Consider the following 18,631-nt stretch of genomic DNA (forward strand, 5'->3'; position numbering starts at 1 on the left):
TCGATATGCCGGGATGTTTGCAGGAAATTGCCGAGATGCTTCCATTGGAAGTGTATCTGCGTAAACCGCCGCAACCCGGCATTCGCCTTTTCTGGCTTGGGCAAGCAGGCTTTGTGCTCGAAGCGCAGGAGAAGCGCATCATTATCGACCCCTACCTATCTGACAGCCTTGCCGAGAAATACAAAGGCACACCGCGCCCTCATACGCGCATGATGCCGCCCCCTGTTGCGCCTGATGGCATTTATTTTGTTGATCTCGTCGCATGCACACATGCGCATACCGATCATATGGATCCTGGCACCTTGCCGACGCTACTTGCGCGAAACCCAAACGCATTATTGCTTGCACCGCGCGCTATGAAAGAACAGGCGTTGATCCGCTCAGGCGTCACCGAAGACCGGCTGGTTTTGATCGGCGCTTGTGAAACATACGAACTCGAACCAATCAAAATCACGGCCACCCGAGCCGCCCATGAAGCGCTAGAAACAGACGCAAATGGCAATCACAAATTTCTAGGCTATGTTTTTGATTGCGGTGCATTGCGCATCTGGCATTCAGGCGACTGCATTCCATATAAAGGACAGGAAGCCGAGGTAGCGGCACTCAAACCCGATGTAGCTTTGTTGCCAGTAAATGGCCGTCGTCCTGAACTGTCGAGCAATGGTGTTCCGGGAAACTTCACGCTTACAGAAGCCATTGCGCTTGTGAGATATGTTGGCGCCACCGATCTGGTCGCGCATCACTACGGCATGTTTGACTTCAATACCGAAGCGCCAGAAAATATTGACGCTGCAGTGAGTGCAACAAATGATCTTTCGGTGCACAGGGCACGCACGGAAATTGCTTTTCTGAGCCGCGCTCTAACCTATTGAAACTACGCACTGTGTTTGCCAAAAATCGATTCCGATTTTGGAACCGATGCTATAACATATTGAGAATGCGACCCGGATCACGAGCCGCGAGAGGGATTTTCTTGTATGGATACTGATGCGCGCAGTGAGACGCGTGGCCTGAATGGTCGTAATGTTATCGAAGTCATCCGCACGATGCGGCCTGAACTGCGCAAGTCGGATCGCAAGGTAGCCGATGTCGTTCTTGACGACCCTCACCGCATTATGAATGCAACCGTTAGCGAAACAGCAACGCTTGCCGAGGTCAGTCAGCCAACAGTTTTGCGTTTTGCGACTGCCATCGGCTGTTCAGGCTTTCAGGATCTGAAAATCAGACTCGCGCAAAGCCTTGCGCTCGGCACCCCGGCAACACATTCGGTTCTGGTAGAGACGGACGAGCCGGAAGTGGTCGCCGAAAAGATCTTCGACTACACGATGACCAGCCTCGACTGGGCGCGGTCCCGGTTGGACAAGGACGCCCTTCACAAAGCAATCAATATCCTGACAAAATGCAATTCAATTGTGTTTTTCGGTTTCGGCGCGTCGGGAATTGTTGCGCGCGATGCGCAGCAAAAATTTCCACTATTCGGAGTGCCTTGCGCCGCCGAACTGGATTCACACCAGCAGCTCATGGTCGCATCCATGATGAAGCCCGGCAATGTCGCTTTCGTCATTTCCAATACCGGCACGACGCGGTCCATTATCGAGATCGCACGCATTGCGCGCGAGAATGGCGCATCCGTGATTGGGATGACCGGCTCGGACTCGCCACTCACCAGTTATTGTGATGTTTCGCTCATCGTGGAAACGCTCGAAAATACCAACATGTACACGCCGACCATTTCGCGCATCGCCGCTTTGGTCGTCATCGATATTCTTTCGACCAGCGTTGCTATGCGTCGCCCAACAGACCAGCATGACCGCATTCACCGCATGAAGCGCTTGCTCAGCGACATGCGCAAAATGCAGCCAATCTGAATTTAGCATAAAAAAATGCCGGAATTGTAGGAGCAATTCCGGCTAGTTGTTCTCCAGGTAGAGAATGCTTAGTTCAGGCTGGACGTGAATGCATCGAGCGCCAGAATGGCGTCGCGCACGATTTCCACCGATACCGGCACCGCAACGCGATAGGTGACAGAGCCGGGCTTGAGAGCGGCTTCAGCGACACGCGCAATATCTTCTTTAGTTGCGTCTGCAAGGTTGAGATCCGCAAGACGCGTCGGCAATCCGACCGAGCGGCAGAAGCGTGCTATTTCTTCGATTTCAGCCAATGGCCGTCCTTCAAGCATGAGCAGACAAAGCACGCCGAACGCGACTTTTTCGCCATGATAAAAGCCGTGCACATTATCGAGAACCGTCAGGCCATCGTGAATGCCATGGGCTGCCGAAACTGCACAATTCTCAAAACCAAGACCGCTCAATAGCGTATTGACTTCAATAATATTCTCGACGGCTTGCGTCAGTGCTCCGCGTTCAACGGCTAGTTTTGCAGCCAGACCATCACGCATGAGAACTTCATGACACGCTTTGGCGAGCGCTACACCGGCCAGCGGGGCAGGAAGCTCAGGACGCACAAAATTGCTGCTGCGGGATTCCAGATTTGACCGCGCCTCGAACCACGTCGAAAGCGCATCGCCAATACCCGCCACGAGAAACCGTGCGGGAGCTGCAACCACCACGGCGCTATCGACAATAACAAGATCGGGATTGCGCGGCAGATGATGCGATTCCTGATAAACACCATGCTCGTTATAGCGCACGGCAATCGCGCTGCACGGCGCGTCGGTCGAGGCAATAGTCGGCACCACAACGATACGGGCATTGTTTGCAATTGCTGCAAGCTTGGCAGTGTCGATGGTTTTACCACCACCAACCGCGACAACAACATCGGCACCGGCTGTGCGCGCCAGTTCCGTCACGCGCTCGATTTCCGTCGAACAGCACTCACCGCCAAACTTTTCAGTCCGGCCTGCAATGCCGCTAGCCGTTACCGACTTCAAAATGCGGTCGCTGAAACGATCGAAGATAAAACCGTCGATCAGAATAAACGCATTGGAACCGATGCCCTGCATCTGCTCATGCAAACGATCAATCTCGCCAGCACGCTGCACATAGCGCCCCGGCCCACCATAAGAACGACCGACAGCACCGCTAAAGCCCTGATGATCCGTCATGATAAATTCCTCCTAAACCATCACAGGGTCTTGAGCATTCCGCCATCGACAAAATAGGTCGAGCCGACACTGTAGCTTGCGCGTGGGGAGCAAAGGAAGACGAAGAAATGCGCTAGCTCTTCCGGCGTACCGAAGCGCTTGGCCGCTGCATGTTCGTTGGCAACATCCTGAAGATAACCTTCCCAGTTACCACCCTTATCGGCTGTGAGCTGCTTGGCCGTCTTCACCCAGTCAGGGGTCAGGATCAGTCCCGGGTTAACGCAGTTGACGCGAATATTATCGCCAATAACTTCCGTCGAAAGCGTTTTGGAGAACATCATCAAAGCAGACTTAGTGACGTTATAGATCGGCTCATACCAGAGCGGCTGGACTGCGCAGATCGAAGCATTGTGCAGAACAACACCGCCGCCTTTGGCCTTCATTTGTGGCACCAGTCCACGCGCAAGACGCACTGCCGCCATGACATGCAGATCCCAATAGAACTGCCACTTGTCATCCGTTGCCTCCATGATCGTCTCATTAGAGCCGGTGCCAGCATTGTTGATGAGAATATCTGCACCGCCTGCGGATGCCGCAGCAGCAATAACGGCATCCGTACCTTCCACGGTTGCCACGTCCGCGGCAACGCCGATAGCCGCAACGCCATATTTTTCAGCAATACGCAGAGCCTCAGCCTCTACGCGTTCTTTGCCACGCGCTACCAGCACAAGATTTGTACCTTCTGCGGCCAAGCCCTCAGCAATGGCCAAACCAATCCCGACCGACGCGCCGGTAATCACGGCGGTCTTTCCCTTCAACTGCAGATCCATAATAACTCCTGCGATACAGCCGCAAGGCTGCCTATTTTGCGATGAGGATATTGTCGCGGTCCATGGTGACGGCGACGGTGAGAATGAGAACAGCGCCGAACACGATCTGTTGTGCAAAGATATCGATGCCGACAAATGTCATGCCAATCCGCACCACCGATACGATGAGCGCGCCGACCAATGTGCGCCCTACGCCGCCAAGCCCGCCGGTGATGGGCGTACCGCCAACGAGGACTGCGGCGATGGCTGGTAGAAGCAACTGGCTGGCGCCCGTTGGCGAACCACTGGTCATGCGGGCTGCAAGCATGATGCCTGCAACAGCGGCAAAAAGCGCCGACAATACGAAGGCCAAAACCTTCTGACGATCAACATGAATACCCGCGGCAATTGCGGCGGGTTCGCCCGCACCAATGGCATAGCAATATCGACCAAAGCGGGTATAGCGCTGGATATAAATGCCAATCAGGCACATCAGCAGCCCGACAAGAATGATGTTCGGAACTCCAAGCGTTGAGCCCGCAATCCAGTTGAGCATTGGACGGTCAGCCGCGCTGATGCCGATGCTGCGCGCTTTGGAGATATAAAGCGCGATACCGGATACCACGCCGCCGGTCGCAAGTGTTGCGATGAACGACGGAATTTTCAACCGCACATGAACAAGGCCACTGAAAAGCCCAGCTGCAACACCACAAAGAAGCGCTATTGGAAAGGCAAGCAATCCAACTTCCGGTAACAGCATCGCTGTCACCACGCTTGCAAGTGACGCTACCGCAGGCAAGCTCAGATCGATGCCGCCAATCACGATGACAAAGGATAAACCGGCCGCAAGTGTGAACAGCGCCATAGTATCTGCAAGCAGGATCAAGCCTGTATTGACGCTGGCAAATCCCGGAGAATAGGCCGAGATAAGCACCACCATAACGATCAGAAAGCCAAGCGGAGCATATTGGCGAAGTTGTGCAGCGCTAAACATAGGGGACGCGCCGGAAACGTTGGGGAAAGCGGTTTTCTCGTTCATGATCACACCATATGTTCAACGAGCTGCACCTGAGACGGCTTCGCGCCAGTCGGAGCAGGAATGCGGGCGGTGACTTCACCATCGCGCATGACAAGAATGTTGTGCGACAGGCCGATAGTCTCTTCGAGAGTGTCGGCGATGAGAATGATCGCATAGCCCTCGCGGCTTAACTGACGCATCAGGCGGAAGATTTCTTCCTTCGCGCCCACATCGACACCGCGCGTTGGATGATCAAGGATCAAAATGCGCGAACCAGCCGTCAGCCACTTGGCCAGAACCACCTTCTGCTGATTACCGCCGCTCAGTGCCTGACACAAAGCATGAGGCCCCGGCGCACGGATTGAGAGTTTCTTGATCCAGTCTTCGGCCAGAACCGTTTCAAGATTATGTTGAATACCGATGGGACCTTCGACAACATCAAGACGCGACAGCGTAATGTTGGACGCAATCGGCATCATCATGACGAGGCCTTCAAGTCTGCGCTCGCTTGGAATATAGCCAATGCCCCGCGCCACGGCCTCGGTAGGATTTGCGAGTTTAACCGCCTTGCCATTGAGGAACATTTCGCCCGATGTCGGCGTCTCAAAGCCGAAGAAGCTACGGATAAGTTCTTCGCGCCCGGAGCCAATGACGCCTGCAATGCCTAGTATCTCACCGTCGCGCAGCGTCAGATCGATATTATGATACTTACCAGTGCAGGACAGATTACGTGCTTCAAGTGCAATCTTTTCGCTCGGCTCTGCCTGTTCAGACTCAAGATAATATTCGGTGTGCATCTCGCGACCCACCATAATGCGGTGAAGATCAGCACCATTGACACCCTCCGCATCCATCGTAGCGACGCCCTGCCCGTCCTTCATCACATAAATGCGGTCGCTGATTTCCAGGACCTCATCGAGACGATGGGAGACAAAGACAAAGCTTGCACGGGATTTAAGCGAACGAACACGCTCAAATAGAATGTCGATTTCTGACTGCTCCAGAACCGATGTCGGCTCATCAAGCAAAATGATCAGATCACCATCAACGCGATCCGCCAATGACAGAGCCTTGGCGAGTTCCACCATCTGTCGTTCGGCAAAAGAAAGATCGCCTGCTAGCGTCGCGGGATCGGCATGAATACCGACCTGTTTCAAATGCTTGGATGCGGCTGCATTCATCTTGCGCCAATTGACCAGACCAAAGCGAATGAAGCGCTGTTCCTGCCCCAAGAAGATATTCTGCGCGATGGAGAGATTCAGCAGCAACGACTGCTCCTGAAACACCATTGCAACGCCCTGCTCATTCGCCTGTTGCGGCGAGCTGATGGCAAAAGACTTTCCGTTGCGCGTGATCGTGCCAGCGCTTGGACGTTGGGTACCGGCGAGAATGCGCATGAGCGTGGATTTACCCGCGCCGTTTTCGCCCACAAGCCCAACCACTTCGCCGGGGCGAATTTCAAGATCCACGCCCTTGAGAGCATGAACACTGCCAAATGATTTTGTCAGTCCACTGATCGTCAACATGGCTTATTTCACAATCTTGAAGCGGGTGCGGCGCGTGGCATAGGCAACAGCTCCGATGATCATCAGGCCAAGAAATGCCTGTTGCAAATATGGCGGAATGCCAAGCAAAACCATGCCGTTAGCCAGAACGGAAACGATGAGAACGCCGATAAGCGATTGCAGCACGCCGCCCTGCCCGCCCAAAAGCGAGGTTCCGCCAACAACAACAGCCGTAATCGTGGTGAAGAGCCGCCCGGTGCCAATATCGGCATTGCCCTGACCAAGCTGGGCTGCGGCAAGCACGGCACCAAGACCATAAAACGCACCTGCCATTGCAAAAACGAGCAACTTGGTGCGCAGCACCGATACGCCCGAAAGCACTGCAATGTCTTCGCCACCACCAAGTGCATAAATGTGGCGACCGAGACGTGTATGATTCTGTACCACCCAAGCGATAAACAGAGCGGCAAGTGCAATCCAGACAGAGAAAGGGAGCCCAGCGAAACGTTCGAGCGCGAAACTGCGCACTGCCGCTTCACGAATGGCAATTGTCCCGCCGCCAACCATCAAAGTGGCAATGCCAAGCCCAATGAACCACATACCGAGCGTTACCATGAAGGATGGTATGCGCAGGATGACATGCAGCAAGCCGGAAAATGCTCCCATTGCAGCACCAACGGCAATCGCCGCAATCACTCCAAGCACACTGCCAAGCCATGAGCTATCAGCCGCAACCATGGACGCCAGCACCACAGCTGCAATCGCCATGACGCCTTCGACGGAAAGATCGATACTGCCAAGCAGGATTACGAAGGTCGCGCCGAGCGTCAGAACAACAGGTATGGCCGATGCTGATGCAATACGGATGAAATTATTCACTGAGAAGAAGTTCGGGCTTAACAGTCCAAGCCACACACACAATACAGCCAGCACGATGAGCGGTGCGAACCGGCGCATCAGCTCCGGCAATCGGCTTTGTAGACCGTTTTTTGATATAGCTACGCCTTTAGCGTCAGCCGGAGTGACATCCTGGCTCGCAACTCTCATATGCTTTTCCTGTCAGGCATTATTCCGCCGCTTATAGCGGGAGGCTTCAGACCGCGACGGGCTTATCAGCCTTCGCGGATCTGTCCGCTCGCACGTCCCCAGAGATCCTTGAAATCAAGGTTCGGTGTGTTCTTGATGTTGTTTTCGTAGAAGTCATCGACGTTGTCTTTCGTCACGACCAAAGCCGTACCGTAAAACTCGCGGTGGTCTTTCGGCTCTTTCGCTGGATCGAAGACACCGGCGCGTGCGCTGTAAGGAATTGCAAGCCCCATTGCGCCCTGCCAGAATGGATCGGACGAAACGGTTGCGGCAAATTCACCGTTTTTGACGGCCTCAACTGCCGTTCCAATGCCATCAACGCCTGTGATTGGTATCTGTCCGGCAAGACCTTCCGCGCGCAATGCTTCCAAAGCGCCGATGCCCATGTCGTCATTGGCGCACCAGATGCCCTTGATATCATCGCCAAAGCGCGTGAGCCATGCGCTCACGACATCGAACGCTTTGCTCGACTGCCAATCAGCAACCTGAAAATCGAGAAGCTGAACATCTGGATGGGCTGCAAGGGCCTTCTCAAAACCTGCTCGGCGGTCGATTGCAACGGTATTGGAGAGCGTGCCGCCAAGCCCCAGAATACCGCCCTTGCCACCAATGGCCTTGATCAGAATTTCAGCGGTTTCTGCGCCATAGCGCTGGCCGTCGAAGCTTACATGCGCAACATAATATGGATCGTGATCCCACGGATGCAGATCGGCAGGCTTGTTCCACTGCGTCAGCACGTGGGCCTTTGCTGCAGCGCAGGCCTCCACGATGGGGCGCGCATCGGCTGCATCATTTGGATCAACATTGATAATCGCATTGCCGCCGGTGCGTGCGAGGATTGCCCGGATATCGGCAATACCCTTCTCGCTGTCGCCTTCGGTCACAAGCGTTACATAATCAAGACCAAGCGACTTGGCAAAAGCTTCGCCGCCCTTATTCCAAGCAGCATGATATGGATTTGACAGCGAACGGATCGCGTTCACGAGCGTCGGCTTCTGCTCGGCAAGTGCGCGCAGTGAAGACATGCCACTGAAAGCTGAAAGCGCGCCAAGACCTGCGGCACCCTTCATAAAGGCGCGTCTGCTGAATGGCTTTGTACGGATATGGTTCATGTGTTTCCTCCCAAAACACGCATTGACTAGCTAGTCATTTGCGTTGCATAGCTATGCAAAGTGGAGCTATGTCGTCAATAGGAAATTTTCAGGAAATGTGATCTTGCAGGCGGGAAGTCTTCCCAAATCCTTGAAAGCCTTTGAACATAATGGCAAAACAAAAACTGATGATTGTTCAAAAAACGGGACAAAAAACGCGAAGGATATGGAATGAAACGTGACAAGCCCTACGCATCCTCCACAGATGTGGCGAGACTGGCAGGCGTTTCTCAATCCGCTGTTTCCAGAACATACAAGCCCGGAGCCAGTGTTTCACCGGAGACACGCAAGAAGGTGATGGCTGCGGCTGAAGAGCTTGGCTATCGCCCAAGTTTCATTCCCAGCATTATGCTCAGCCATCGCTCGCGCCTTGTGGCGGTTGTTATTGGTGGGCTGTATAATCCATTCTATTCAACTGTTCTGGAAACATTTTCCCAACGGCTACAGGACGAAGGCTGGCGCGTGCTTTTGGTGCACGCAAATAGCGGCCACACATTCGATGACATCGTGCCAATGCTTGCCGGTTATCGTGTCGATGCTATTGTCAGCGCACTGGCCGTCCTGTCGCAAGAAGCCGCCGAACAATTATCGCAGTTACGTGTGCCTGTGATTTCATTCAATACGCCATTCTCGGACGGCTGGGTTCATTCCATCAATTGCGACAACATCGGTGGTTCCCGCACCATGGCGGAGCACTTCATTGAGCGCGGCGCAACCAAATTTGGCTATATTACGGGCCCGACAGACAGCCAGGCGAACATAGATCGCAAGCTCGGATTCTTCTGCGCAATTGAAGAGGAAGGATTGGATCAACCGCTTATTCTCGAAGGAAATTTTCGCTATGAATCGGGCTATCAGGCGATAAAAAAACTTCACGATACCAACGGCTCAACCAAAGTCCTTCCGGACGCAATTTTCTGCGCTAATGATCTTATTGCGCTCGGGGCCATGGATGCGTTGCGTCATGAGTTCCAGATCAATGTTCCCGGCGATATTCTCATAGGCGGCTATGATAATATCGCCGAAGCTGGATGGGCATCCTACAATTTGACCACATTGGTTCATGATGGCCAACAGATGGTCGAGCGAGCTATAGAGATTCTTTCCGAAAGTGAGCCCCGAAAGCTGTCAGATACCAATCAACAATCGATAATCGCCTCTCCATTGATCATTCGAAACAGTACTGGCGTAATAATCTGACATGCAACGACGTACCATGGCGTTGATTACTCGCCTGTTGCTGAGTTGCTATAAAAATTCGGGTAAAACGCCACGAATAGACTGAATAACACGCCTGAAACTGCTAGTGGTTGGGGTGGATATAAGGAGATATCATGCGCTCGACTATCATGGCAGCTATGGTGCTGGCGGTTACGGGAACGGCAACAGCCGCTGAGAAGCCAATCGACACTTATTACGCCCGTTTAAGCGAGCGCGATCATTATAGCTCATCCGGTCAGCGCCTCACGAAAGTTGCGGGTATCGTCCGGCAGGACCGCGCCAATGTTCACCAGTTTGGCAAAGTCGATGCAGAAGATGAAAAAGACAAGTTCTTCAGCAGCAAAGACAACCGTGCCAAGCTCGAGAACATGCTCGTCAATCTCCGTATTTCTCCCATCGATCAGGCAACGATCATCAACGCAACACCGTTGATTTTCGTCGAGGTCTATCCGACCTATGTCATCATTACACTGAAGTAATCCTAGTGAGAGGCGGGCTTTATCAGCCCGCGCTCAACATTATTTTCGTGACCGTCGCCTCATCAATGCGTTCTTTCGAATAGAGCAAAGGAACATGTTTTCCTTCGCGCCAGTTCTCCAGAAGGTCGGAATTGTGCCGTGACAGTGGCAATCCCGACTGCCCCGGATTATTGACAAACAGACTGTTGTCCCATGCCCCGACATCGATAACGATTCGTACCGATGGCCCCACGACAACCGAGAAATCACTCAATCGATAATTTGCATAATTGAGTGTAGAGCTACTGCCTCCCAATGCAGCGGGTTCCATTGACCAGTTATGATTCGTCAGTAATTGAAGAGGATGACGCAGCGTAAGCTTATGAATGCTTCCCCAGGCCCATTTCTCTGAATCCGTTCCCATCAATGAAACAGTTTCCGCCCATGCATCAACAAGACTTTGGCGAACAGCATCAATATGCTCAGCTGTCCCAGCGGAGTTTTCTAACCATGAAGCGATGCTTGGTGCATCAAATGGCACCAGCAACGGGATGACCTCGGGCACCGCGCCTTGTGACCTTGCTGCAAGCAGGCCCAGATGTTTGCTGAACCATATTTCGAAAAGTGCGGCGGCTGCTGAATTTACAGAGAGATTACCATCCCAGTTCTGAAGAAGCCTCCAAGGCGCGGCTTCATTCTCGGAAGCCAGCAACGCGCTGAGACATTTCAACACGCGGGCGGCGATAGGTGAAAATGTTGAGCATTGCAGTCGTACACAATCTTCAAGAGAAATGGGTTCCTGGCGAGACAATTCCCTATGAAGCGTGTCATGACGGCTGCTATCCAGCCACTCATAACCGATCGCCGGATTTGAGGCAGTCCAGTCATCCGGCACATTCATGGCGTTGGCCGTCGCTACAAAACCACGCGATGGATTGATTTCATACGGCCCTGTTTCTGGAGACTGGTAGCCCTGCCATTCGTAACGCCCGTCACCGGGAACCGGCAAAAGGCCGTCCCAATTGTTCCGAACAGGTGTGGCGCCCGATGGCTTCCATGCAATGGTGTTGCCCGTATCAGCATAGATGTGATTGACGGAAGGGCAGCCCCAGCCTTCCAGCGCACTTGCATAATCGGCATAAGTCGCAGCCCTCATCACGGACAGGCTCGCCATATATGGCGCCATGCCTGCATCCATCCAGACAGTCCTTAAACCAAATGCCCGATTGTTCTCCTTATCCTCAAAAAGAATTGGCCCGTGGCGCGTAAACTTCAGTTCAACCTTCTGATCAGGATGTCCTTTGACAGGAATTGTCTCTGTGATCGTTTTGACGTTCTCCCAACCATCATGATAAGCATACTGATCCGGATCGCTTACATCAGTCTGGTAGACATAAATGTCTTCCTGATCTGCGCCGAAAATGGTGAGCCCGAAAGCAGCAGTGCCGTTATGGCCCATGGATATTCCGGGCGCCATGGGTTCGCCTGCGCCAATCACGTCAAGACCCGGCATGGTCAAGTGAACCACATAACGGATTGACGGCAAAGCATGTGTGCGATGGGGATCAAGCGCCAGTATGGGACGACCAGTTGTCGTCTTCTCTGCCGATACGGCCCAATTGTTTGAACCTTCTTCAAAAGACGCCCGAACGATCTCACCGGATGAAGTGATCGTGGTCCATTGATCAGCCTCGTCCAAGGTTGCAGCGAGACGTTCCTTAGAAAAAGTCACCGGACTGACAGCAAGCAAGAAATCGCGCAATACACTGTCGGTCATGATGCTGGGATCAAACCCCTCGACCGGATTTGGCACTACACCATGCGATAACTCCTTACGCAGCAGATCAAGTTTTGCACCCAACTCCACACCCGCGATTGCCATGACCTTGGAGCGGAGTAACTCGGACGACGCATTGCGTGTCAGCGAGTGAGTGCGGACACGCACCACGTCGTCAGGCGCCCATCGATCAGGCTTGTGACCGAGCAGCGTAAACTCAGGTGGAAGCGGTATCTCACCCGAATTACAGGCGTCAACATAGGCATTGATGCCTTTAGCAAATGCCGCGCAGATTTCTTCGGAATCCGGCCCGTATGCTTTCCATTCCAGAGCCATATCACCCCGATAGAGAAGCAACCGAGCCGCTTTGTCCTGCTCAAGATAACCGGGACCGAAATCCCGCGCCAGCAGACCAAGCCCGCGCTTACGGGCAATATCGATCTGCCAGAGACGATCACGTGCAGCGTTCCAACCCTGCGCAAAAAAGAGATCGTGCTGGTTGTCTGCCCTGATATGAGCCACACCCCATTGATCGACGTTGATTGTGACATCGTTCTGCAAGCCCGCAACGCGGGCTGCTGTTAATCTCGTTGAATCGGACATAGCCCCACCTCAGGCATTTCCTGAAAATATGCAAAACAAACGGGCAGAGCAGCTCCGATGATTGTGTGTTATCGGGAGCCGCTCCTTTACAATTTATTCCAGCCCCAGAAATAAACCTGCGTGAAGACGCGCACGTTCAACCAGACTGTCTTCGAAAATATGCTCGCCCAATGTATGCAAGCCTTCGCCCCGCACACCGATTGAATCGAGCGTTGGGACACCAAGCGCACCGGTGAAGTTACCGTCTGAGCCGCCGCCCGAACTCTGAGCCGTCATGGTGAAACCGATTTCCTTTGCGACCCCATTGGCAAAGTCGAAAAGCTTCATATCCTTTGGTTGTCCCGGTTCCCAAACAGGCCTCGTCACACCACGCGTGACGATCAACTCGACATCATCTTTGGTTCCGGCAAGAGCCATGATGCGCGCAACACCGTCTTCCAGATCTTTCTGGGTTTTGGCCATGCTGAGTGCCTCGGCATTGCAGCTCGATGAAACGCAGTTGACCCATTGACCAGCCCGGATTACGCCAACTGAGAAGGTACAATCATCGGTCGTGAGTGCTTCGATGTCGATAATATTTTCCGCCATACGCCGGATTGCGGAGCGCCCTTCCTTCAGCAACCAGCCCGCATGGCTTGGTTTGCCAACTGTCTCAAGATTATAACGCGCAATCGCATAGCGCCCGACAACAGCACCACCATCACGGCGCGCAGGTTCGGGCACCAGCACATATTTGTTCTTGAGTGCTTCCTGTTCAATCAAATCACGCGTCGACGGCGTTCCCACTTCTTCATCTGGTGTCAGCAGAAAAGTGACTGGAAGCTTGGTCGCAAGCCCACTTCTTGCAATCTGCCGCATGGCTTCAAGGGCTACGAAATTACCACCCTTCATATCCTGAATGCCGGGGCCGTAAAGCTTTCCACCCTCACGTCGATACGGATTGATATCGATTACGCCGAGCGGATGAACTGTATCAAGATGGCCGGATACCAGAATGCCGGGTTTGCCCTGATCTTTGTGCGGGAAGCGTGCGCGCAACGAACCGCCGAAGCCCATACGTCCCGGAATAAACTCAATACTGGCGCCCGCAGCCGCGAAGTCGTAAGCGGCTGCATCCACCATACGATTGACAGCGGCTGCATCAAATGTCGGGCTTTCGGTTTCGATCCATGGGCGCAGGCGCGCGATCATGTCATCAAGGTCAAATGGCAATTCATGCGCGCTCATGCAGCTAAGTCCTTGTTTAATGGCAGGCGAGTTTCCACAATCCGGGCATAGATCGACGCGCCAATTGGCAGCGTTTCCGGTTCGAGCATAAAGGCAGGATTGTGCAAGGCTGCTTTGCCGCCGTGTAATACATTGATGTATGCGCCAGGCACCCGCGCCAGCATGTCGGCAAAATCCTCACTGCCCATAAAAGCCGGGCAGTCGTCGGTTACATTTTCCTCGCCCAACACATCACGCGCAGCCGCGATATAAGCATCAGAAAGTTCACTATCATTGCGAAGGACATCGAAAACGTTGCGTAGGTCGACATCCACCTTGATGCCATAGCCTGCAGCCACTCCTGCGCAAATCTCACGCAGACGACTTTCTGCGAGATCGCAGACGCGCTGCTCGAAATAGCGGATTGTGCCGGTTATCGTCGCCACTTCTGGCACGATATTGTAAGCGCTACCCGTGTGGAACTGCGTGCAGGAAACCACACAAGCATCTGTTGCCGGAATGTTGCGTGAAACGATCGTCTGCAATTGCCCCACCAGATCTGCACCAATCACCAGGACATCACGCGAATTGTGCGGCTGCGCTGCGTGGCTGCCTTTGCCAGTCAGCTTGATATCAAAGAAGCTGGCACCAGCCATAGCGGCACCTTTACGAATGACCGCCTTGCCAAGTGTGCCAAGCGGCTGGTTGTGCATCCCGTAGATTTCATCGCAAGGAAAGCGCTCGAACAGACCTTCGGCAATCATGCCGCGCGCGCCGCCCAGACCTTCCTCAGCTGGTTGGAAGACGAAAACCGCTGTCCCTTCGAAGTTGCGTGTCGCTGCAAGATACTGCGCAGCACCCAGCAACATGGTCGTATGGCCATCATGACCGCAGGCATGCATTCGGCCCGGATTTTGCGATGTATAAGGAACACCGGAAATCTCATCAATCGGCAGCGCATCCATATCGGCGCGCAGACCAACACGGCGGTTACCTGCATTTTGACCCCTCAATATGCCTACAACGCCGGTCTTGGCGATGCCGGTATGAACTTCATCGAAGCCCCATTTTTCCAATAGTTCAGCGACAACACCGGAAGCGTGGTGTTCCTCGAACCCGATTTCCGGGTGACGATGAAGGTCTTCGAAAACCGCGCGCATCTCGCCGGCTTTTTCCTCAATTAACGGTATGATGGGCATGTTTTCATTCCTGTTTGAAACATCGAAGATAACCGGGGCCACAACTTGCGGCCCTTCGATCAGGCGGCTGGACGTCCAGCCGCAAAGTCCCAGAAGCGCCCCGGAGCCGCTTCAATCAACGAACGCGTATATTCATGCGATGGATTACCAAGCACATCGGCGGCATCGCCTTGTTCAACCACCTGTCCGCGTTTCATCACCAGCACTTCATCGCAAATCTGTGCGGCAACACGCAGGTCGTGCGTGATGAAGATGATCGCGATGCCGGTATCGCGCTGCAGCTCGGCAAGAAGCTCAAGAACCTGCGCCTGAACCGAAACATCGAGCGCAGACACGGCCTCGTCAGCCACAAGAATGTCGGGTCTGAGCGCTACTGCACGTGCGATGGCGATACGCTGACGCTGCCCACCCGAAAACTGATGCGGGTATCGCTTCAGTGAATCCTCCGGCAACGAAACAATCTTCAACAAACGCTTCGCCTCAGCCACGGCCTCTTCGTAAGGTACCCCGTAATTAAGCGGCCCCTCTGTCAAGCTTTGCTCAATCGTCCAGCGGGGGTTCAATGAGCGAAACGGGTCCTGAAACACAACCTGAAGCTTCTTGCGAAACGGCTTCATCTCGCGTTTCCCAAGATGAGCAATGTCTCGGCCATCCACGACAATCTGACCTTCAGTCGGCTCGATCAATCGCATGATCGAGCGGGCAACGGTGGTCTTACCCGAGCCGGATTCTCCTACAATGCCAAGTGTGCGTCCCGGCTGAAGCTCGAAATTCACCTCGCGCGATGCATTGACTCCCGGTTTTGTGCTGAAGATCCCACCACTGCGATAAGTCATGCCAAGATCGCGAACGCGGATCACCGCCTCCCGACCCTGCGGCTCGCGCGCCAGACGTGGGATAAGACTTGGAACTGACCCCAGCAGGTCTTTGGTATATTGTTGCTGCGGTGAAGCCAGAACTTCCCGGATTGTCCCGCGCTCCACAATTTCGCCGTTACGCATGACACAGACACGGTCGGCTATTTCCGCCACCACGCCCATATCGTGCGTGATAAACAGAACCGCGGTGCCGTGCTTTTCCTGTAATTCTGCAATAAGCGACAGGATTTGCTTTTGCGTCGTCACGTCTAGTGCCGTAGTTGGTTCGTCAGCAATCAGCACGACAGGTTCAAGAATAAGCGCCATAGCGATCATGATGCGTTGACGTTGACCGCCAGAAAGCTGATGCGGATAGCTTTGATAAATGCGCTCCACATCGGGCAGATGCACCTGCTCCATGATGTTGATGACTTTGGCCCGTTTGGCCTCGGCCGAAAGGCTTGTATGAACGTCCAGAACCTCCGTGATCTGTTCACCCACCCGCATAACCGGATTGAGTGCTGTCATCGGCTCCTGAAAGATCATGGAGATGCGTGTCGCGCGCATCTTCTTCATATCCGCTGGCGAAAGCTTCAGCAGATCCTTGCCATCCAGCCTGATTGAGCCTGCTTTTACTAACAGCGCATCCTTCGGCAAAAGTCCCATTGCTGTGAGCGAAGTCACAGACTTTCCTGATCCTGACTCGCCCACGAGGCAAACCGTCTCACCTTTGCGAATATCAAAGCTCACGCTACGAAGCACTGGCGTGCCACCGGGTAGAGCCACGACGAGATTTTCGACTTCCAACACGACAGGTTCTGCCGTGAAATCACGGTTGCGCAGTTCCATATCAGCCCTCCCGCTTTTTCAGACGTGGGTCGAGTGTGTCGCGTGCAGCATCGCCCAGCAGATTGATCGAAAGAACACAAAGTGTCAGCAACAGACCCGGCCAAAGCACGATTGATGGCTTGATGCGGAAGAACTGACGACCTTCGGCCATGATGTTCCCCCAGGTTGGAATTTCCGTGCTGATGCCAGCACCGAGAAACGACAGGATCGCTTCTGTGAGGATCGCAGAAGCAACAATATAAGTGCCCTGCACGATGAGTGGTGCCATCGTATTGGGCAGAAGATGCCGGAACAGGATCTTCGGGGTGCTTGAACCGAGTGCCAGTGCCGCTTCCACATAAGGCTCTTCACGCGCAGTCAAAATGACAGAACGTACGAGGCGCACCACGCGCGGGATTTCCGGGATTGTGATGGCGACGATGACTGAGCCAATGGAAGGTCCATTCAACGCGACCAGCGCAATAGCGATCAGGATCGATGGCATGGCCATCAAGGCATCCATCATGCGCATAATGATTGCATCAGCAGTGCGGAAGAAGCCCGCAATCAACCCGATAAACACGCCAACGCCAATTGAAGCGCCAGCAGCAAACAATCCGATCAGCAATGAAATGCGGCCACCCAGGATCATGCGCGAGAAGAGATCCCTCCCGTAATTATCAGTTCCAAGCAGATATTCATCGGAAGGCGGTTTGAGCCGCATCAACGGATTCATTGCCAACGGATCGTGGGGAGCGATCCAGGGGGAAACAAGAGTTAGAAGGAGGATTGCGGCGAGAAGAAAGGCAGCAATCAGTGGACCGATACCAACACGTGTAACGCGCGGCAGCGAGAACAGGCGGAGCATCCAGTGCATGCCTGCCGATGTCGGTTCTGAGCGCATCAATAGCGTATCCTTGGGTCGAACACTGTGTAGGAAAGGTCGATCAGAAGGTTGACGAAGACATAAAGCGCACTCGTCAGCAGGATCATGGCCTGAATAACCGGATAGTCACGCGCCAGCACTGCATCCACAGTCAGGCGTCCAATCCCCGGAATATTGAAGATGCTCTCTGTCACGACCACGCCGGAAATCAACAGCGCAAAGCCTGTGCCGATAATGGTGACAACAGGCACGGCTGCATTTTTCAGGGCATGAACAAAAAGAAGACGGCGGTCACTGACACCCTTCGCGCGCGCAGTGCGGATATAGTCCTCGCCCAGCACATCCAGCATCGCAGCACGGGTCATACGGGCAATGAGTGCGATGTAAATCGAAGCCAGTGTCAGCGCGGGCAGTATTGCCCTCTCAAGAAAGCCACCAAAGCCCGCGGAAATTGGCCTAAAACCCTGCACCGGCAGCCAACCGAGATTGACGGCAAAAATAAGCAACAGCACATAGCCAACCAGAAAGACCGGCACGGAGAACCCGAGCACCGAAAAGCTCATGACGAGATAATCGATCCATGAACGATGACGCCAAGCGGCAATGACTCCCATCGGAATTGCGACAACAACAGCAATGATGATGGTGAGAACAGCGATCGAAATCGTCGGTCCAATACGTTGTGAAACCATATCAAGCACAGGCACGCCCGAAATCAGCGAAACGCCGAGATCACCCTGCAAGATCTTACCCATCCAGGTGAAGTACTGAGTGAGGATCGGCTCATTAAGACCCATTGCCTCGCGAATGCCTTCGAGCTGTTCGGTGGTAGCGGCATCTCCCGCCAGAATTGCTGCCGGATCACCCGGCGTCAGTCTAAGGAGGAGGAACACGAAAACCGATACCAGCAACAGCACCGGTACGAGCGAAAAGATACGTTTTAACAGATAGACAGCCATATGCACGTCCCGCTTGAGGCGGAAC

16 protein-coding genes are annotated in these 18,631 nt (G+C 53.8%); 4 read left to right on the top strand and 12 right to left on the bottom strand.

Going from position 1 to position 18,631, the window contains the following annotated elements; translation table 11 throughout:
* The first annotated feature begins 5 nt into the window (after window positions 1–5).
* Both QBD00_RS15030 and QBD00_RS15035 read left to right on the top strand, forming a co-directional pair.
* Window positions 6–872 (top strand): MBL fold metallo-hydrolase, encoded by an 867-nt coding sequence (locus QBD00_RS15030; protein WP_318579917.1) that lies wholly within the window; start codon window positions 6–8, stop codon window positions 870–872.
* Between the two features lie 105 nt (window positions 873–977).
* Window positions 978–1,868 carry an SIS domain-containing protein gene (locus tag QBD00_RS15035; RefSeq protein WP_264231499.1) on the top strand — a complete coding sequence of 297 codons (891 nt, stop codon included), beginning with the start codon at window positions 978–980 and terminating at the stop codon, window positions 1,866–1,868.
* 68 nt (window positions 1,869–1,936) lie between these two features.
* Here QBD00_RS15035 and QBD00_RS15040 read toward each other — a convergent pair whose 3' ends face one another.
* The 6 genes from QBD00_RS15040 to QBD00_RS15065 all read right to left on the bottom strand — a co-directional run bounded on the left by QBD00_RS15040 (window position 1,937) and on the right by QBD00_RS15065 (window position 8,573).
* Window positions 1,937–3,064, bottom strand: coding sequence for a glycerol dehydrogenase (locus QBD00_RS15040; protein WP_318579918.1), 1,128 nt, complete (start codon window positions 3,062–3,064; stop codon window positions 1,937–1,939).
* A gap of 20 nt (window positions 3,065–3,084) precedes the next feature.
* Entirely contained in the window at window positions 3,085–3,873 is a 789-nt protein-coding gene (locus QBD00_RS15045) for an SDR family NAD(P)-dependent oxidoreductase (protein ID WP_318579919.1), read from the bottom strand.
* A 31-nt stretch (window positions 3,874–3,904) separates the two neighbouring features.
* Window positions 3,905–4,891 carry an ABC transporter permease gene (locus QBD00_RS15050; protein ID WP_318579920.1) on the bottom strand — a complete coding sequence of 329 codons (987 nt, stop codon included), beginning with the start codon at window positions 4,889–4,891 and terminating at the stop codon, window positions 3,905–3,907.
* Between the two features lie 2 nt (window positions 4,892–4,893).
* Window positions 4,894–6,396, bottom strand: coding sequence for a sugar ABC transporter ATP-binding protein (locus QBD00_RS15055; RefSeq protein WP_318579921.1), 1,503 nt, complete (start codon window positions 6,394–6,396; stop codon window positions 4,894–4,896).
* Between the two features lie 3 nt (window positions 6,397–6,399).
* Window positions 6,400–7,422 carry an ABC transporter permease gene (locus QBD00_RS15060; protein ID WP_318579922.1) on the bottom strand — a complete coding sequence of 341 codons (1,023 nt, stop codon included), beginning with the start codon at window positions 7,420–7,422 and terminating at the stop codon, window positions 6,400–6,402.
* Between the two features lie 65 nt (window positions 7,423–7,487).
* Window positions 7,488–8,573, bottom strand: coding sequence for a sugar ABC transporter substrate-binding protein (locus QBD00_RS15065; RefSeq protein WP_318579923.1), 1,086 nt, complete (start codon window positions 8,571–8,573; stop codon window positions 7,488–7,490).
* Window positions 8,574–8,783: 210 nt separating this feature from the next.
* Between QBD00_RS15065 and QBD00_RS15070 the strand changes: the two genes are divergently transcribed.
* Both QBD00_RS15070 and QBD00_RS15075 read left to right on the top strand, forming a co-directional pair.
* Window positions 8,784–9,812 (top strand): LacI family DNA-binding transcriptional regulator, encoded by a 1,029-nt coding sequence (locus QBD00_RS15070; protein ID WP_318579924.1) that lies wholly within the window; start codon window positions 8,784–8,786, stop codon window positions 9,810–9,812.
* 134 nt (window positions 9,813–9,946) lie between these two features.
* Window positions 9,947–10,312 (top strand): hypothetical protein, encoded by a 366-nt coding sequence (locus tag QBD00_RS15075; protein ID WP_264231507.1) that lies wholly within the window; start codon window positions 9,947–9,949, stop codon window positions 10,310–10,312.
* A gap of 22 nt (window positions 10,313–10,334) precedes the next feature.
* Here the strand turns inward: QBD00_RS15075 and QBD00_RS15080 are convergent, their stop codons facing one another.
* The 6 genes from QBD00_RS15080 to QBD00_RS15105 all read right to left on the bottom strand — a co-directional run bounded on the left by QBD00_RS15080 (window position 10,335) and on the right by QBD00_RS15105 (window position 18,606).
* Window positions 10,335–12,671 (bottom strand): penicillin acylase family protein, encoded by a 2,337-nt coding sequence (locus QBD00_RS15080; protein ID WP_318579925.1) that lies wholly within the window; start codon window positions 12,669–12,671, stop codon window positions 10,335–10,337.
* Window positions 12,672–12,764: 93 nt separating this feature from the next.
* The gene (locus QBD00_RS15085; protein ID WP_318579926.1) at window positions 12,765–13,898 is read right to left on the bottom strand and encodes a M20/M25/M40 family metallo-hydrolase; all 1,134 of its coding nucleotides are present in this window, start codon (window positions 13,896–13,898) and stop codon (window positions 12,765–12,767) included.
* Window positions 13,895–15,076 carry a M20 aminoacylase family protein gene (locus QBD00_RS15090; protein WP_318579927.1) on the bottom strand — a complete coding sequence of 394 codons (1,182 nt, stop codon included), beginning with the start codon at window positions 15,074–15,076 and terminating at the stop codon, window positions 13,895–13,897. The genes QBD00_RS15085 and QBD00_RS15090 overlap by 4 nt, the downstream gene beginning before the upstream one ends.
* Window positions 15,077–15,135: 59 nt before the next feature.
* Complete coding sequence (locus QBD00_RS15095) at window positions 15,136–16,782, bottom strand: ABC transporter ATP-binding protein (RefSeq protein ID WP_318579928.1); 1,647 nt, start codon at window positions 16,780–16,782, stop codon at window positions 15,136–15,138.
* Between the two features lies 1 nt (window position 16,783).
* On the bottom strand, window positions 16,784–17,629 hold the full coding sequence (locus QBD00_RS15100; RefSeq protein WP_412535036.1) for an ABC transporter permease: 846 nt from the start codon (window positions 17,627–17,629) through the stop codon (window positions 16,784–16,786).
* 35 nt (window positions 17,630–17,664) lie between these two features.
* A complete protein-coding gene (locus QBD00_RS15105; protein ID WP_318579929.1) occupies window positions 17,665–18,606 on the bottom strand; it encodes an ABC transporter permease in 942 nt (313 codons plus the stop codon).
* Window positions 18,607–18,631: the final 25 nt, after the last annotated feature.

It is taken from the genome of Ochrobactrum sp. AN78, assembly GCF_029909885.1.
GTDB lineage: Bacteria > Pseudomonadota > Alphaproteobacteria > Rhizobiales > Rhizobiaceae > Brucella > Brucella quorumnocens.

What these genes read in the sequence shown, in the direction of transcription:
- QBD00_RS15055 (WP_318579921.1), bottom strand. Translation starts at nt 6,396, where the DNA reads ATGTTGACGATCAGTGGACTGACAAAATCATTTGGCAGTGTTCATGCT.
- QBD00_RS15075 (WP_264231507.1), top strand. Translation starts at nt 9,947, where the DNA reads ATGCGCTCGACTATCATGGCAGCTATGGTGCTGGCGGTTACGGGAACG.
- QBD00_RS15070 (WP_318579924.1), top strand. Translation starts at nt 8,784, where the DNA reads ATGAAACGTGACAAGCCCTACGCATCCTCCACAGATGTGGCGAGACTG.
- QBD00_RS15045 (WP_318579919.1), bottom strand. Translation starts at nt 3,873, where the DNA reads ATGGATCTGCAGTTGAAGGGAAAGACCGCCGTGATTACCGGCGCGTCG.
- QBD00_RS15050 (WP_318579920.1), bottom strand. Translation starts at nt 4,891, where the DNA reads ATGAACGAGAAAACCGCTTTCCCCAACGTTTCCGGCGCGTCCCCTATG.
- QBD00_RS15090 (WP_318579927.1), bottom strand. Translation starts at nt 15,076, where the DNA reads ATGCCCATCATACCGTTAATTGAGGAAAAAGCCGGCGAGATGCGCGCG.
- QBD00_RS15105 (WP_318579929.1), bottom strand. Translation starts at nt 18,606, where the DNA reads ATGGCTGTCTATCTGTTAAAACGTATCTTTTCGCTCGTACCGGTGCTG.
- QBD00_RS15035 (WP_264231499.1), top strand. Translation starts at nt 978, where the DNA reads ATGGATACTGATGCGCGCAGTGAGACGCGTGGCCTGAATGGTCGTAAT.
- QBD00_RS15030 (WP_318579917.1), top strand. Translation starts at nt 6, where the DNA reads ATGCCGGGATGTTTGCAGGAAATTGCCGAGATGCTTCCATTGGAAGTG.
- QBD00_RS15080 (WP_318579925.1), bottom strand. Translation starts at nt 12,671, where the DNA reads ATGTCCGATTCAACGAGATTAACAGCAGCCCGCGTTGCGGGCTTGCAG.
- QBD00_RS15040 (WP_318579918.1), bottom strand. Translation starts at nt 3,064, where the DNA reads ATGACGGATCATCAGGGCTTTAGCGGTGCTGTCGGTCGTTCTTATGGT.
- QBD00_RS15095 (WP_318579928.1), bottom strand. Translation starts at nt 16,782, where the DNA reads ATGGAACTGCGCAACCGTGATTTCACGGCAGAACCTGTCGTGTTGGAA.
- QBD00_RS15100 (WP_412535036.1), bottom strand. Translation starts at nt 17,629, where the DNA reads ATGCTCCGCCTGTTCTCGCTGCCGCGCGTTACACGTGTTGGTATCGGT.
- QBD00_RS15085 (WP_318579926.1), bottom strand. Translation starts at nt 13,898, where the DNA reads ATGAGCGCGCATGAATTGCCATTTGACCTTGATGACATGATCGCGCGC.
- QBD00_RS15065 (WP_318579923.1), bottom strand. Translation starts at nt 8,573, where the DNA reads ATGAACCATATCCGTACAAAGCCATTCAGCAGACGCGCCTTTATGAAG.
- QBD00_RS15060 (WP_318579922.1), bottom strand. Translation starts at nt 7,422, where the DNA reads ATGAGAGTTGCGAGCCAGGATGTCACTCCGGCTGACGCTAAAGGCGTA.